The sequence below is a fragment of the Mesorhizobium sp. M0276 genome (assembly GCF_040321755.1).
In the GTDB taxonomy this organism is placed as follows: domain Bacteria; phylum Pseudomonadota; class Alphaproteobacteria; order Rhizobiales; family Rhizobiaceae; genus Mesorhizobium.
Map to the genome: position 1 here is coordinate 1 of NZ_JAMYSC010000056.1, position 14,826 is coordinate 14,826.

Here is a 14,826-nt window from a genome sequence, read left to right on the forward strand (position 1 = left end):
GCTTGCGTCCATGGCCGGTCTCCTTCCCGGCCAACAGAATCCCACTTGGTTACCAGAGCGTTAACGATTCATGATTCCGCCCTGCAATCGTGTGGACGCCGCATTCGCCGATCGCCGATTCGCTGGCGCTTTCAGGCGTGCGCCGCTTCGCCTCGAACTATACGAGCATGCGCAAATGGGGCTCGATCTCCTATCTGTTCGCCAATGTCGCGGGGGGCTTCATTCTGTCGGCGACAGGCTCTCGGGCCGTTCCGGTGATCATTCTCGTGGCGTTTGTCGCCGCTCTTGCCGCCGGCCTGCTGGCGCCGCGTCTTGGCCGTCCGCGGCGCGCCTCGCCGCTGTCGGCCACCGATATCCAGCACGCCGCGCCGAAGCTTCTCAACCCATATTTCCTGTATTTTTCGATCGGTGTCGGCGTCATCACCGCCAGCCACGCATTCCTCTATGGCTTCGTCTCGATCTACTGGAAATCGATCGGTATCAGCGATTCGGTTGTTGGCCTTTTGTGGGCGTGGGGCGTGGTTTCGGAAGTCTGCATGTTCATGATGTTCACCCGCTTTTTCGACCGCTTCTCCGTCGTGTCGATCATGGCGATGGCGGGGATCGGCGCGATCGTGCGCTGGATCGCCTTTCCGCTGGTTTGGCCGCTCGGCCTCGGCGTTGCCGGATTTTTCGGCGTCCAGACGCTGCACTCGGTCTCGGTGGCGCTGGTGCTGATCGGCCTGCAGAAGATGATCGGCGAAACGGTCTCCGAGGAACGAACCGGTGCCGCGCAGGGCATCGCCTATTTCTCAAACGGCTTCTTCATGGCGGTAATGACGCTGGCATCCGGCCCGCTTTACGAGCGGTTCGGTGTCGACGGCTTTTTTGCCATGGTCCCGATCGCCTTGATCGGCCTGGTGCTGATCGGACTTGCGGCGCGCTCAGCCCCACAGCGCCTTCTCAGGTGGTGACACCAGCGATCCCCGATAGACAAGGCCGGGCACACGGTCGCGAGCGAGCAGCAGCGGACCGTCGAGGTCGACGAAATTGGCATCCTGAGCGAGCAGCACCGCCGGCGCCATCGCCAGCGACGTACCGACCATGCAGCCGACCATCACGCCGAAACCGAGTTCGCGGGCGCGATCGCGCAACACAAGGGCGGCTGTCAGGCCGCCCGACTTGTCGAGCTTGATGTTGACGGCGTCGTAGAGGCCGATAAGATCTCCGAGGTTCTTCACCTCGTGCACGCTTTCATCGGCGCAGACCGGCACCGGATGCGCAATATGGCGCAGGATCTCGTCATGGCCGGCTGGCAGCGGCTGTTCGATCAGCGCAATGCCTTGCTCGGCGGCAAAAGCGAGGTTGGCAACGATATTGTCGTCGGTCCAGCCCTCATTGGCATCGAGGATGATGCGGCTGTCGGGCGCTGCTTGCCTCACGGCACGGATGCGCGCGACATCGTTGTCGCCACCGATCTTGACCTTGAGCAGGGGCCGCGCCGCATTGGCGCGGGCCTGTGCCGCCATCGCCTCCGGTTCGCCGAGCGACAGCGTGTAGGCGGTTTCGAGCGTCCGTAAGGGAGCAGCACCTATGGCATCGGCTACGGATGTTCCGCTGACCTTTGCCTCCAGATCCCACAGGGCGCAGTCGATGGCGTTGCGGGCAGCTCCGGCCGGCATGGCCGTGAGCAAGGCGGTTCGGCTGATGCCGCCGGCGATCCGGTCGCGCATGGCCTCGATCGCCTCGCGCACGCCGTCCATGGTCTCGCCATAGCGCTTGTAGGGAACGCATTCGCCGCGGCCGGCGTGGCTGCCCTCGCTGATCGTGCAGGAGATCACTTCGGCTTCGGTCTTGGAACCGCGCGAAATCGTAAAGGTTCCTGCGATTGGAAAACGCTCGGCCTCGACCGAAATGACACGCGCCATATTTTTCTGCTCCTGCTATGCGACAAGGGTTGTCGGCAAATCGACAGGTCAGACCCGTCAAGCTAAACAGGATGCCATGTTCAACATCGGCAAGCGCGACGCAAGCGGCACGACCGCAGGGAAGGCTGACCACGAACCGCGCGTGGCGATCGGCGAGGAGGACGGCGTTCTCGGCTGCGCCTTCTCCGGAACCTGGACCACACGGACCGTGGCGTTGATCGACGCCGACCTGCGCAGAATAGAGAAACGCAGCGGTTTCAAGACTTTGGCACTCGATCTTTCCAAGATCGAGAAGATGGATACCGCCGGCGCCTGGCTGATCGACCGGCTGGTCAGCGCCTTCGAGAAGAAGGGCGTCAAGATACAGTTGCAAGGCCAGAGCGAGATCGCGTCGATCCTGCTCGACGCGGTGGGCGAAGCTGTACGGCGCGACCGTGAATCCGGCCCGGCGCGACCGCCCAACATCGTCATTCGCGCGCTGGAGGCGGTCGGCCGGCGCGTCTACGAGATGCGCGACGACTTCCTTTCCTCGATGAACATCCTCGGCGCCACCATCCGCGGCGCGCAGATGAAGCTCGGCCGTGGTCATGCCGTCAACCCGGCGGCGATCTTCAACCAGATCGACCGCATGGGTGTCGGCGCCATTCCTGTTGTGGTGCTGATGTCGGCGATCGTCGGCGCCATCGTTGCCCAGCAAGGCGCCTATCAGCTCAGCTATTTCGGCGCCGATATTTTCGTCGTCGATCTCGTCGGCGTGCTGATCCTGCGCGAGCTCGGCGTGCTGATGACGGCGATCATGATCGCCGGCCGCTCGGGCAGCGCGATCACCGCCGAGATCGGCTCGATGAAGATGCGCGAAGAGGTGGATGCGCTGAAGGTCATCGGGCTCAACCCGATCGGCGTGCTGGTGTTTCCACGGCTGGTGGCGCTGGTGATCGCCTTGCCGTGCCTGACCATCATCGCCAATTTCGCGGCACTTGGTGGCGGCATCGTCGCCGCTTGGCTCTATTCCGACATCCCGCCCGCCGCCTTCCTCGACCGGTTGCGCGTCGCTATCGATCTGAGCACCATCTTTGCCGGCCTGATCAAGGCGCCGTTCATGGCGATGATCATCGGCACCATTGCCTCGGTCGAGGGCATGAAAGTCGGCGGCAGCGCGGAATCACTTGGCCAGCACGTGACCGCTTCGGTGGTGAAGTCGATCTTCGTCGTCATCATCCTCGATGGACTTTTCGCCATCTTCTACGCAGCGATCGAGTTCTGAGATGAAGCTGCGAAACCGGAAAAAGGCAGGTGCGGTGGCGGACCACACGGGCGAGGGCGACATCGTGCTTTCCGCGCATGACATCACCGTGTCCTTCGCCGACAAGGTCATCCTCGACAAGCTGTCGCTCGACATCAGGCGCGGCGAGATTCTCGGCTTTGTCGGTGCCTCGGGTGCCGGCAAATCCGTTCTGTTGCGCACCATTCTCGGCCTGACGCGCAAACAGTCGGGCACGATCAAGCTGTTCGGCCTCGACATCGAGAAGGCGAGCGAGGTGGAGCGCCTGCGCGTCGATATGCGGCTTGGCGTGCTGTTCCAGCACGGTGCGCTGTTTTCAGCGCTGACGGTGCTGGAGAACGTCCAGGTGCCGATGCGCGAATATCTCGACCTGCCGAAAAAGCTGATGGACGAACTGGCGATGCTCAAGGTCGAGCTGGTCGGATTGCCGCCGGACGCGGCGCATAAGTTTCCGTCGGAACTTTCCGGAGGCATGATCAAGCGAGCGGCGCTGGCGCGGGCATTGGCGCTCGACCCCGATATCGTCTTCCTCGACGAGCCGACATCCGGCCTCGATCCTATCAGTGCGGCGGAATTCGACGAACTGGTCGTCAAGCTGCGCGATACGATGGACCTGACCGTCTATATGGTGACGCATGATCTCGACACGCTTTTTACCGCCTGCGACCGCGTGGCCGTGCTCGGCAACAAGAAAGTACTGGTCGAAGGAACCATCGACGACATGCTGAAGAGCGAGGAGCCGTGGGTAAAGTCCTATTTCCGCGGAAAACGCGCCCGGCAACTTGATCTTGCGGCGCGCGCATAGCCATAAGTGGGACAATGGAAACCAGAGCCAACTACGTCATCGTCGGCATTTTCACGCTGGCCGCGATCCTGGCGGCGTTCGCCTTCGTCTACTGGACGGCGGCGATCGGCGAAAAGGGCGAGACGACGGTGCTGCGCGTGCGCATCCCGGGTTCGGCGTCCGGGCTTGGCCGCGGCAGTTTCGTGCTGTTCAACGGCGTCAAGGTCGGCGATGTCAGGCGCGTCTATATCGACGTCGACAATCCGACAGTCGCCATCGCCGACACCGAGATCGATCGCCTGACGCCGATCACCAAGTCGACGCAGGCCGATATCGGTCTTGCTGGCCTCACCGGACAGGCCAATATCGAGCTCAAGGGCGCCGACCCCAAGGAAGTAAAACTCCTCGACCAGGCGGAAAAGGAAGGCAAGGTCGCCGAGATCATCGCCAATCCCTCCGCCGTGACCAACCTTTTGCAGACAGCGCAGAACATCTTCACCCGAGCCGACAAGGTGCTCACGGAGCTGGAAGGCTTCACCAAGGACGTTCGCGGACCGCTGACCCAGACCGTGCACAACGTGCAGACCTTCTCCGACGCGCTGGCCAAGAATTCGGACGGCATCGACAAGTTCCTATCCGCCACCAGTGCGCTGGCCGATGAGCTGAAAGGCGTTTCCGGCAAGCTCGACGGCACGCTGAAGGCAGCCGAAGGCCTGCTCAATGCTGTCGACAAGGACAAGATCAAGAGCATTGTCGCCAACGTCGACACGGTGACAGGCAACCTCAAGGAAACGTCGCGGCAGCTCGACGGCGTGATCAAGAACGTCGACACGGCGGTCGGGTCGGTCAACGATTTCGCCAAGCAGACGCAAGGCACGCTGGCAAAGGTCGACGGCGTGCTCGACGGCATCGATCCGGCGCAGGTGCGCACAGCGCTTGCCAACATCCAGAAGGCCAGCGAAAGCGCCAACAAGGCCGCCGCCGACATCGCAGAGGTGACTGACAAGTTCGCCAACCGGGCCGACGACATCAACCAGACGATCAAGGATGCCAAGCAACTGGCGCAGCGGCTCAACGATGCCTCGGTGCGTGTCGATGGCATCCTCGCCAGGGTCGACCACTTGCTCGGTTCCGGGCAGGCCGATGGCGTGATGGCCGACGCCAGGGCCACCCTGAAATCGTTCAAGCAGGTTGCCGACACGCTGAATGCCCGCCTTGGCGTCATAACCGACAATCTGGCGCGTTTCTCGGGCCAGGGGCTGTCGAATGTCGAGGCACTGGTGCAGGACAGCCGCCGCTCGATCAGCCGCATTGAGGAGGCGGTGACCGATCTCAGCCGCAATCCGCAGCGCATCCTTTCGGGTGGCGAAGGCGAGGTAAGGCAGTTCGATGGCAGGGCGCGGCGTTGACTTCGGAGTTGGTGCGCCCCAATAACATGAGCCGCAAAAGCGGGTTGATCTTACGATCCGGGGACAACGGGGATCGCGCGTGAAGTCTGTGTGGTTGAGAACGGGCGGGTTGACATCGGCTGCGGCACTGCTTGCCCTGACGCTGGCCGGCTGCGCGGTGTTTGGAGGCAAGCCTGCGCCACTCGACACCTTTGAGCTGTCGGCGCCTTCGGTTGCTGCGCGCGGCCACAGCCGTCGCCAGATCCTGATCGCGCAGCCGTCGGCGCTCAAGGCACTGGACAGCCAGAACATCGTCATCAAGCCATCGGATCGCTCGCTCCAGTATCTCAAGGGAGCGCAGTGGGCCGACCGGCTGCCGCTGATCGTGCAGGCGCGGCTGGCCGAGACGTTCCAGCGTTCGGGCAGTTTTGCCGGCGTCGGCAAGCCGGGCGAAGGCCTGGCCATCGATTATCAGGTGATCGTCGAGATCCGTTCGTTCGAGGTGAGCGTCGACGGCGGCGAGCATGCCGAGGTCGACCTGTTCGTGCGCATCCTCAACGACCGCAATGGCGAGGTGCGTGCCTCCAAGAGTTTCACCGCCTCAGCGCCTGTTTCAGGCAGCGGCAATCCAGCCTATGTCAGCGCACTCGACAACGCGTTCGGCGATGCTGCCAGGCAGATCGTGCACTGGACGGATTCGGTGATCTGATTTCCGTAAAGGCTTGACCGCATAACACTTCTGACAACGCTGTAGTCAGTGGCGCTGCAACAGCCGCGGCGCCGTAGATGCTCCAACAATGCAAATAGGTCGACATGAAAAAGGCGGGAAATTTCCCGCCTTTTGTTTGTTGCAGCAGCCGTCCCTAGTGCAGGCGGCCGCTGGCGTGGGCCAGCATGGTGTAGACCTTGCCAGTGTCCGACGTCAGGTAGGTCTGCGCCATGATGTTGTCGCGGTCGTTGCGCGACACATCCTTGAGCAGCTTCTCGAAATCGTCGCAGTAACGGTCGACGGCGGCGCGGAACTCGGCCTCCGCCTGGTACTTGCGACGGATCTCGTCGAACGTCTGCTGACCCTTCAGCGTGTAGAGCCGCCGCGTGAACACGTCACGCTCGCCGCGCCGGTAGCGGTTCCACAACTCGATCGATGCGTCGTGGTCGATGGCCCGCGCGATATCGACGGACAGCGAGTTCAGCGATTCCACGACATGCAGGGGCGAGCGCTGGGCAGGCGCCGCGCGCGGCGCTTCCGCCGGCCCCGAGGGTGCCGCAGGCCTCAGATCCTCGTCATTCGACGCCGCGGTCAGCAGATCGCGCACCCAGCCGCCCTGAGGCGTGCGGGCATTGGCGTCGGGCCGCGGACGCGGTGCCGCGTCGGCCGGACGCTCAAGGTCGAGCGTGCCGCGCAATGCAGGGCCGCCCAAGGGCGCCTGAGGTGAGCGCAGCTCCGGCTGCGGCGCTTCCGGTGCGCGACGCGGCGGCTCGGCGGCGCGTGCGGCGGGCGCTTGCGGCGCCGGGCGCAGATTGCGTGGCTCGGATCCCTCACCATTGCGGGCAGATTTCGCTACGATCTCGGACAGCTCTTTCAGCGCATTGATCTGCTCGGAAACGGCGCGGCGGATGGCCGAGGTCGATTCCTTGGCCTCCTCCGGCATTTCGATAACGCCCTTCTTGAGCTCGGCGCGGGTCAAGTCGAGTTCGCTCTTGATCGAGCCCGCGGTTCGCCGCATCTCCTCGGTCGCATCGGCGAAGCGCTTGGTGGCCGAATCGACGACGTCGGTGATCGCGTTGCGGATCTTGTCGGCCGACTCCATCGTCTTGCCTTCGGCGTTCTGCAGCGTCTGGCCGACGAGATTTTCGAACGAGCGCATAACCCTTTCGAGATCTTCCGACTTCTTGACCAGGCCGACGGCGAGGTCTTCGAGCGACGACTGCCGTTCGAGCGTGTGTTCCAAATTGCTCTGGGCCGAGCTCAACAGGTCCGAAGCACTGGAGAGCAGGCGGCTATGTTCGTCGAACTTGGTGGCGATCGACGCGACCTCGCGCAAGGTGGACGACGACAGTTCCGTCAGCCTTGTCGTGTTCGAATCGACCAGACGCGCTGAGCTGGCAAAGGTCTGCGCGGCCTTCTCGGTGGTGGCGGCGAAACTTTGCGTGCTGCCGCTGAGGCGTTCATCGACCTGGCCAAGATTGACCGCGGCCTGCTCGATCAACTGACCGAGCTGCGAGCTTGACTTGGTCATGCGGCCGATGAGATCGGCGACGCTGTCGGACAGCGACGAGCGGGCACCCTCGACCGCCGACAAGGTCTCGGCGGTACGGCTGGCGAGTGCGTCGACAAGTGCGGCATTCTCGCTGCGCAGCTTCTCGGTGGCGCGTTCGGTGACCGCTTCCATGCTCTTTTGCAGTTCCGAGCCGCCTTGCGCGAAGCGCTCGACCAAAGGCCGTGCCGTTTCGTCGAGGATCTTCGACATTTCGGCCGAACGTGCCGCGAGCATGGTGTTGAGTTCGCGGGTGTTGGCGCCGATCGTCTTGGCGGCATCGTTGGTGCTCTGGCCGATATGCTGGCCAACCGCGGTGAACGTTTCCGCGATGACATTGGCGCGCGAGACGAGTTGCGCCTCGGCATTCGACACCTGCTCGTTGAGCTTCTGGCCCATCGTCTCGGCCGTGTGGGCGAGACGGTTCTCGACGCCAGAGACCTGCTCTTCGACACGGGCGGCCGTAGCCGCAGCGCTCGACGCAAGCCGCTCGTCGGCACCGGCCAGCGCCTGCTCGATTTCACGCGCATGCACGGCCATTTCCTGGCCGGTCCGCCTTGCGCGTTCGGCGACCCGTTGCTCGGTATCGGCAAAGGCACCGACGATGGTCTCGGCGTGCTCGCCGATCGTGGCGGTGCTGTTGGCGATGCGCGACACCAGGCGCTGATCCGCGTCGTCGAAGATGCGGCCGATTTCCGAGGCACGGCTCGACAATGCTTCCGACCCTTCGGCGATGCGCGAGACCAATTGCTGGTCGGCGGCATCGAAGATGCGGCCTAGGTCCGATGCACGGGCGGCAAGCGCTTCGGCCGACTCGCCGATGCGCATGCCGAGCTGCTGGTCGGCGCCTTCGAAATTGCGCAAGATGTCGCCGGCGCGCGCGGCCAGCGACTGGGCCGTTTCGATGGCACGGGCGACCAGCTTTTGGTCGGCTGCATCGAACGTGCCGGCGATCTCGCTTGCACGGGCGGCCAGATGGTCTGCGGTGTCCTGGGCCCGGGCGGTCAGTTGGTCGGCGGTTTCCTGGACGCGGGCGGCGAGCTTCTGGTCCGCCACGTCGAAGGCGCCGGCGATCTGGCTTGCACGAGCAGCCAGCTGATCGGCGGTTTCATGGGCGCGTGCCAGCAGCGAGCTGGACGTGTCGTCGGCGCGGGCGAGCAAGGCGTTCGACGTATCTTCAGCGCGGGCGTGCAGGCGACGGTCGGCGTCCTCGAAGGTGCGGGCGATGTCTTCGGCCCGTGCCAGCAGGGCGGCGGAGGTCTGCTCGGCGCGCTCGGCGATCTTGCGGTCGGCGTCACTGAGCGCGGCACCGGCCTGCTCATGCAACGTGCTGGTGACTTCCAGCACCTTCTCACGCAGGGCGCCGGCGACAAATACGGCGCTCTTCTCAAGTACGCCGCGGATATTGTCGACGCCTGTCGAGAGGGCACGCTCCATGGTGCCCGCGCGTTCTTCGATGATACCCGTCTGACGGTTGAACGCCTGCTCTATCTTCTCGACGTCGCCGGCGATTGCCGCTGAGATATCGGTGCTCCTCGCGGCGATCTGGTCAATGTGGCCCGACAGCGAGCGATCGACGTCCTTGCGGGTCTCGGCGAGCTTGCCAAGATCGTCTTCCAGCGCGCGCGTCAGCATGTTGCGGCCTTCAGAAAGCTTGCCGACATGCCCGGCGATTACCTCATCGATGTCGCTGCGGCTTTCGGCCAGCCTCTGCAGGTCCGCTTCGAGGGCTCGTTTGAGGATGTCGCGGCCCTCGGCCAGCTTTTCCACCTGACCAGCGACCAAACCGTCGATGCTGGAGCGGCTTTCGGCCAGCTTGGCCAGATCGGCTTCCAGCGCGCGCTTGAGAATATCGCGGCCCTCCGCGAGTTTCTCGACCTGGCCGGCGACCAGGCCATCGATGCTGGAGCGGCTCTCGGCGAGCTTGGCGAGGTCGTCTTCAAGCGCCTTCGACAGGGTCGACCGCTCCTGGACAAGCCTTTCCGCGTGGCTGTTGACGAGGCCACCGACGTTCTCGAGATCGGCCTCAAGCGACCTCGACAGGGTCGAACGATCCTGGGCGAGCCGTTCGGAATGACTGTTGACCAGGCCGTTGACCCTGTCGAGATCAGCCTCGAGCGACTTCGACAGGGTCGAGCGATCCTGGGCGAGCCGTTCGGAATGGCTGTTGACCAAGCCGTTGACGCTTTCGAGATCAGCCTCGAGTGCCTGGGCGAACTGTGCCCGGTCGTCGACCAGTTTCTGCGACTGGTCGGCAATGGTGCCCTTTATCGCATTAAGGTCGGCTTCTAGGGCGCGCCGCAGAATGTCGCGGCCTTCGGCAAGCTTCTCGACCTGGCCGGCGACCAGCCCGTCGATGTTGGAGCGGCTCTCCGCCAGCTTGGCGAGGTCGTCCTCAAGGGCCTTGGACAGGGTCGAACGATCCTGCACCAGCCTGTTCATGTGGTCGGCGATGACGCTGTTCACATTCTGCAGGTCTGTTTCCAGCACCCGCGAAAGCTGGCCGCGATCCTCGGCCAGCTTTTCCGACTGGCTCGATATGACGCCCTTGATCGTGTTCAGATCGGATTCCAGCGCGCGTTTGAGAATGTCGCGGCCTTCGGCCAGCTTCTCGACCTGGCCGGCGACCAGCCCATCGATGCTGGAGCGGCTCTCCGCCAGCTTGGCAAGGTCGGCTTCGAGGGTCTGCGACAGCAGGCTGCGGTCTTCGGCCAGCCGTCCCGAATGGCCTTCGATCAGGCCGCGTATGCCGGACAGATCACTCTCCAGCGAATGGGAAAGCTGCGTGCGGTCTTCCTCCAGTTTGGCGGAATGGGTTTCGATGAGGCTCTTGATGCCGACGATGTCGTTCTCCAACGCCTTGGCGAGCACGGCGCGGCCTTCGGCGATCTTTTCCACCTGTCCGGCGACCAGACCGTCGATATCGGCGCGGCTGTCGGACAGTTTGCCGAGATCGGCTTCCAGGGCGCGCGACAGGATGTTGCGGCCTTCGGCGAGTTTTCCGACATGACCGGCAACCATTTCATCAATGATCGTACGGGCTTGCACCAATTTCCCTGAGTCTTCATTCAGGGCAGCGGAGAGCCTGTTGCGGCCTTCTTCCAGCCTTTCGAGATGGCTGCCGAGCGACGCGTCGATAGCCGCCCGCGATTCATTGACCTTGCGCAGATCCTCTTCGAGCGCACGCGAGATCAGGCTGCGGCCTTCGGCCAGCTTCTGCACCTGGTTCGTCACCGCCGCATCGATGCCGGCGCGGCTTTCGTCGAACTTCGCCAGATCGGCCTGCATTGCCTCGGCCATGCGCTCGCGGCTTTCGGACAGCTTTCTGCTGTGGTTCTCGACGGCTTCCTCGATGCCGACGCGGGCGTCGGCGAGGCGCTGGATGTCGCTGTCGAACGAACGCGAAACGACGTGACGGGCGGCTTCCATGCGCCCGGCGAAGTCGCTGGCGCGGGCTTCGAGCATGGAGGAGGTCGAGGTGACGATGTCGGCCATATCGGCGCCGATCTGGGTCTTGCCTTGATCGATCATCGCCGACAGCGTGTCCTTGCTCTCGGCAAAGGTGTGGGCGATTTCGCGGGCGCGCTCGACCAGTGTCTCGTTGATCTGACGGGCGCGGGCCTCGAGGGCCGCATTGAGCTTCTGCGTTCCGGTATCCAGTGCCTCGGCGCGGGTCTGGAACTCGCTGATCAGCGCCTGGCCGCGTTCGGCGAGCGTGCGTTCGATGCCGTTGAGGCTAGCCTCGAATTCAGAATTGAGGGTGCGCGCGGCGCCGCCAAGCAGCGACACCATGCCGGTGGTGCGATCGTCGAGCAGATCGGTCAACGACCGCGTCAGGCCGTCCGTGGTGTCCGTCAGCTTGGCAATGCGGGTGTCGAGAAGGCTGGCGAAAGCCTCGCCGGAGGTCGACAGGCGGTCGGTGATCGAATCGAGCCGGCCTTCCACCGAATCGAAGATCGACATCGAGCTTTCGTTGATGCGGTCGATGAGCGTGTCGCCAGAATTGGTGATGGTCATCGACAATTTGGTCGACGCATTGAGGATGCTGTCGCGGATGATGTCGGAGGCGGCGCCGATCTCGTCCTTCAGCGTCTCATGCGCGCCGCTGATCGAGGCGCGGACGCGCTCGGCATGGGTGACGACGGCTTCGCGTTCGCTGCCGAGCCCGTCGACCAGCGAACGGATGCGGGATTCATTCTCGGAATAGGAGCGTTCGATCTGGTTGACTTCGCTGTGCACCAGCGTTTCCAGTTCGACGGCGCGGGCAAGCGTGCGTTCGATGCCTTCGCCCATGGCCGCGACCTCGCGGCGAACAGCCTGGCCGATCATCATGACGCGATCCTGGGCAAGGTTTTCCGGCTCCGTCAGGCGGAAGGCCACTTCGGTCATCGACTGGGCGGCCATGCGCATTTCCTGGGCGCGGCGAATCATGGCCGCGAAGGCCCAAAACAGGATGACAGGCACGATCGCCGCAACCGCCAGACCGATCAGCTCCGGACGGGCAAGGAACTGGTCGAGCGTGCGGATCGTCCAGATGCTCGGTCCGAAAAGGACATTGGCCAAGCCGCCGGCGCCGGCGAACCAGGCGAGCGAAACGAAGGCGACAACCCAGTAAATGGTGTTCGAGGCACGCCTGTTGAGGCTGTGCAGGAGCGTTTTGTAGTCCTTCTGGCGATCGTCATTGGCCGGCGAGAAACCCCCGGGCTGGGCACCATTGCGTGTTTCCACGGGGCGCAACTCGGCAGGCTTGGCCTTGGGCGCGGGTTTTGCAGCCTGGCTCTGGGCCTGGCTCTGATTGACAACGGACTCAGGTTTCTGGTTGCGTCCCTCACGTGCCAACTCGTCGGCGGCCTGGGAAATCTGCGCTTCCAGATCCTCCATCGAAGCGGCGATGTCGAGGTCGCCGCTGCCGACATCATTGCTGAGGTCGATATCAAGCGCCTTCTCCAGTTCCCTGGCCACGTCGCTGTCGAGAGTTCTCGTCGTCGTTGGTTTCTTTGCCATGCCTTCGCTACCCTGTACTAGCTGCCGCGGGCCTTATAATTCTGTTTGTCGTACCACGCGCAGGAGGCTGAAAATGGACCCCTCGTATCGTAATGACACAGGGGGGTAAAGAAAACATGCATTCCGCGGGATACGTAAAACTTTAAATATAAGGTTAACGCAACCGTGATTTGGGCGCCGTTTTCGCAACATTTTTCGCGGCCATCCATTAACCCGTTGTCCACTGGATTCGCCTAGGTTTTTGGGGCAATCGAAGAAACGGAGTTCGAGTTCATGCGTGGCGAAAGCGGCATTGCCTTCTCAATGCCCGGGGGTGACGTATCCGGATCGAGGCGGTCACGACCGGTCGATTTGGCACACCTTGCCCGACAGACGATGGGCGACCGCAGCCTCGAACAGGAGGTGCTGGCGCTCTTTGTACAACAGGCACTGTCGGTGCGCGACAGAATAGTCGACGCCGACATCAAGGACCGGCTTCTGCTCGCCCATGGGCTCAAGGGCTCGGCACGGGGCGTGGGTGCCTTTGCCATCGCAGATTGCGTCACCGAGATCGAGCGCCGGCCGGAAGACAACCAGACGCTCAAGCAGCTCGGCACCCTGATCGACGAAGTGCGCGATTTCATCGCCGCCATCAGTCGCTGAATCCGACGCCAAACCCGGTTTGCGGAAAAACGTCGCGGGGCGGCGCTTTCGCGCGGCAGTTGACTTGCTCGCCGGAGTGATTATCTCGGCTGCAACTCCCTTCAGGTGACAAATGACCAAGCTGACTTTCATCGCCCATGACGGCACACAGTTCGACGTGGACGCCGAAAACGGCTCGACGGTCATGGAGAACGCGATCCGCAACGCTGTGCCCGGGATCGAGGCGGAATGCGGCGGCGCCTGCGCCTGTGCAACCTGTCACGTCTATGTCGACGAAGCATGGACGGCCGAGGTCGGCGAGCCGGAAGCGATGGAAGAGGACATGCTGGACTTCGCCTACGACGTCCAGCCGAACTCACGCCTGTCCTGCCAGATCAAGGTGCGTGACGCGCTTGACGGCCTGGTTGTCCGCGTGCCCGCCCGCCAGGGCTGAGACATCGGTTTTTTGCCGGCCGCTGCTTGGCAGCGGCGGCTTGCTCATGCAGTGTCTCGACAACACGCAGCGGGGCACATCGCATGACCGGCACCATCACCACAGACGTCCTCATTGTCGGGGCAGGGCCCATCGGCCTCTTCGCCGTGTTCGAACTCGGCCTGTTCGACATGAAGTGCCACCTGATCGACATTCTCGACCGGCCGGGCGGCCAATGCGCGGAACTCTATCCGGAAAAGCCGATCTACGACATTCCCGGCTGGCCTTCGATTTCGGCGCAAGGACTGGTCGACAAACTGCTAGAGCAGATCGCGCCGTTCAAGCCTGACTTCACCTACAACCGAATGGTTTCCAGCCTCGAAAAGCTGGAGGACGGCAGCTTTCGCGTCACCACCGACGAGAACGAGGTGTTCGAGGCCAAGGTGGTGGTGATTGCCGCGGGCGGCGGCTCCTTTCAACCCAAGCGTCCGCCGATCCCCGGGATCGAGCCCTATGAAGGCAAGAGTGTCTTCTATTCGGTGCGCCGGATGGAGGATTTTGGCGGCCACGACCTCGTCATTGTCGGTGGCGGCGACTCGGCGCTCGACTGGACACTGAACCTGCAGCCGGTAGCAAAGAGCGTGACGCTGGTGCACCGGCGGCCTGAGTTCCGTGCCGCGCCCGACAGCGTCAACAAGATGTATGCCATGCAGGAGATGAAGCAGCTGCATTTCCAGGTCGGGCAAGTGACCGGATTGACCGGCACTGAGGGCCAGCTGTCATCGGCCACCATCAAGGGGCCGGACGGCGATGTCGAGGTACCGTGTACGCGCATGCTGCCGTTCTTCGGCCTGACCATGAAGCTCGGACCGATCGCGGAGTGGGGCCTCAATCTTCACGAGAACCTCATTCCGGTGGATACCGAGAAGTTCCAGACATCGGTGCCCGGCATCTTCGCGGTCGGCGACATCAACTGGTATCCGGGCAAGCTGAAGCTGATCCTGTCGGGCTTCCACGAGGTGGCGCTGATGGCGCAGGCCGCCAAGCGCATCATCAGCCCCGGCGAGCGTATCGTGTTCCAGTACACGACCTCGTCGACCAGCCTGCAGAAGAAGCTCGGCGTGGTGGAAGCTTCCTGAACGCGTCGCT

The 14,826-nt window shown here is 63.3% G+C and carries 9 protein-coding genes and 1 pseudogene; 8 read left to right on the forward strand and 2 right to left on the reverse strand.

Annotated features, from left to right (window positions below; all coding sequences use genetic code 11):
- Positions 1 to 86: 86 nt before the first annotated feature.
- Positions 87 to 953, forward strand: a pseudogene (locus NKJ01_RS29815) (MFS transporter); the annotation flags it as partial.
- Here NKJ01_RS29815 and dgcA read toward each other — a convergent pair.
- Positions 924 to 1,907 (reverse strand): N-acetyl-D-Glu racemase DgcA, encoded by a 984-nt coding sequence (gene dgcA, locus NKJ01_RS29820; protein ID WP_352733643.1) that lies wholly within the window; start codon positions 1,905 to 1,907, stop codon positions 924 to 926. The pseudogene NKJ01_RS29815 and the gene dgcA overlap by 30 nt on opposite strands.
- Positions 1,908 to 1,983: 76 nt before the next feature.
- On the opposite strand from dgcA, the gene NKJ01_RS29825 reads away from it, so the two are divergent.
- From NKJ01_RS29825 to NKJ01_RS29840, 4 genes are all read left to right on the forward strand, one after another.
- Positions 1,984 to 3,171: an ABC transporter permease gene (locus NKJ01_RS29825; RefSeq protein WP_352733645.1), complete on the forward strand. Its 1,188-nt coding sequence runs from the start codon at positions 1,984 to 1,986 to the stop codon at positions 3,169 to 3,171.
- Position 3,172: 1 nt separating this feature from the next.
- Positions 3,173 to 3,994 (forward strand): ABC transporter ATP-binding protein, encoded by an 822-nt coding sequence (locus NKJ01_RS29830; protein ID WP_023757472.1) that lies wholly within the window; start codon positions 3,173 to 3,175, stop codon positions 3,992 to 3,994.
- A 14-nt stretch (positions 3,995 to 4,008) separates the two neighbouring features.
- Positions 4,009 to 5,382, forward strand: a complete 1,374-nt coding sequence (locus NKJ01_RS29835) for an MlaD family protein (RefSeq protein ID WP_023757471.1) — start codon at positions 4,009 to 4,011, stop codon at positions 5,380 to 5,382.
- A 79-nt stretch (positions 5,383 to 5,461) separates the two neighbouring features.
- On the forward strand, positions 5,462 to 6,070 hold the full coding sequence (locus NKJ01_RS29840; RefSeq protein WP_050589476.1) for an ABC-type transport auxiliary lipoprotein family protein: 609 nt from the start codon (positions 5,462 to 5,464) through the stop codon (positions 6,068 to 6,070).
- A 154-nt stretch (positions 6,071 to 6,224) separates the two neighbouring features.
- On the opposite strand, the gene NKJ01_RS29845 is transcribed toward NKJ01_RS29840, so the two are convergent.
- On the reverse strand, positions 6,225 to 12,623 hold the full coding sequence (locus NKJ01_RS29845; protein ID WP_352733648.1) for a kinesin: 6,399 nt from the start codon (positions 12,621 to 12,623) through the stop codon (positions 6,225 to 6,227).
- 273 nt (positions 12,624 to 12,896) lie between these two features.
- Between NKJ01_RS29845 and NKJ01_RS29850 the strand changes: the two genes are divergently transcribed.
- The 3 genes from NKJ01_RS29850 to NKJ01_RS29860 all read left to right on the forward strand — a co-directional run bounded on the left by NKJ01_RS29850 (position 12,897) and on the right by NKJ01_RS29860 (position 14,816).
- Entirely contained in the window at positions 12,897 to 13,265 is a 369-nt protein-coding gene (locus tag NKJ01_RS29850) for an Hpt domain-containing protein (RefSeq protein WP_031261376.1), read from the forward strand.
- Positions 13,266 to 13,377: 112 nt separating this feature from the next.
- Complete coding sequence (locus NKJ01_RS29855; RefSeq protein WP_023762917.1) at positions 13,378 to 13,698, forward strand: 2Fe-2S iron-sulfur cluster-binding protein; 321 nt, start codon at positions 13,378 to 13,380, stop codon at positions 13,696 to 13,698.
- Positions 13,699 to 13,781: 83 nt separating this feature from the next.
- Complete coding sequence (locus NKJ01_RS29860; RefSeq protein WP_352733651.1) at positions 13,782 to 14,816, forward strand: NAD(P)/FAD-dependent oxidoreductase; 1,035 nt, start codon at positions 13,782 to 13,784, stop codon at positions 14,814 to 14,816.
- Positions 14,817 to 14,826: the final 10 nt, after the last annotated feature.

Coding starts and splice junctions, on each gene's coding strand:
- dgcA (WP_352733643.1), bottom strand. CDS start 1,907: ATGGCGCGTGTCATTTCGGTCGAGGCCGAGCGTTTTCCAATCGCAGGA.
- NKJ01_RS29825 (WP_352733645.1), top strand. CDS start 1,984: ATGTTCAACATCGGCAAGCGCGACGCAAGCGGCACGACCGCAGGGAAG.
- NKJ01_RS29830 (WP_023757472.1), top strand. CDS start 3,173: ATGAAGCTGCGAAACCGGAAAAAGGCAGGTGCGGTGGCGGACCACACG.
- NKJ01_RS29835 (WP_023757471.1), top strand. CDS start 4,009: ATGGAAACCAGAGCCAACTACGTCATCGTCGGCATTTTCACGCTGGCC.
- NKJ01_RS29845 (WP_352733648.1), bottom strand. CDS start 12,623: ATGGCAAAGAAACCAACGACGACGAGAACTCTCGACAGCGACGTGGCC.
- NKJ01_RS29850 (WP_031261376.1), top strand. CDS start 12,897: ATGCGTGGCGAAAGCGGCATTGCCTTCTCAATGCCCGGGGGTGACGTA.
- NKJ01_RS29855 (WP_023762917.1), top strand. CDS start 13,378: ATGACCAAGCTGACTTTCATCGCCCATGACGGCACACAGTTCGACGTG.
- NKJ01_RS29860 (WP_352733651.1), top strand. CDS start 13,782: ATGACCGGCACCATCACCACAGACGTCCTCATTGTCGGGGCAGGGCCC.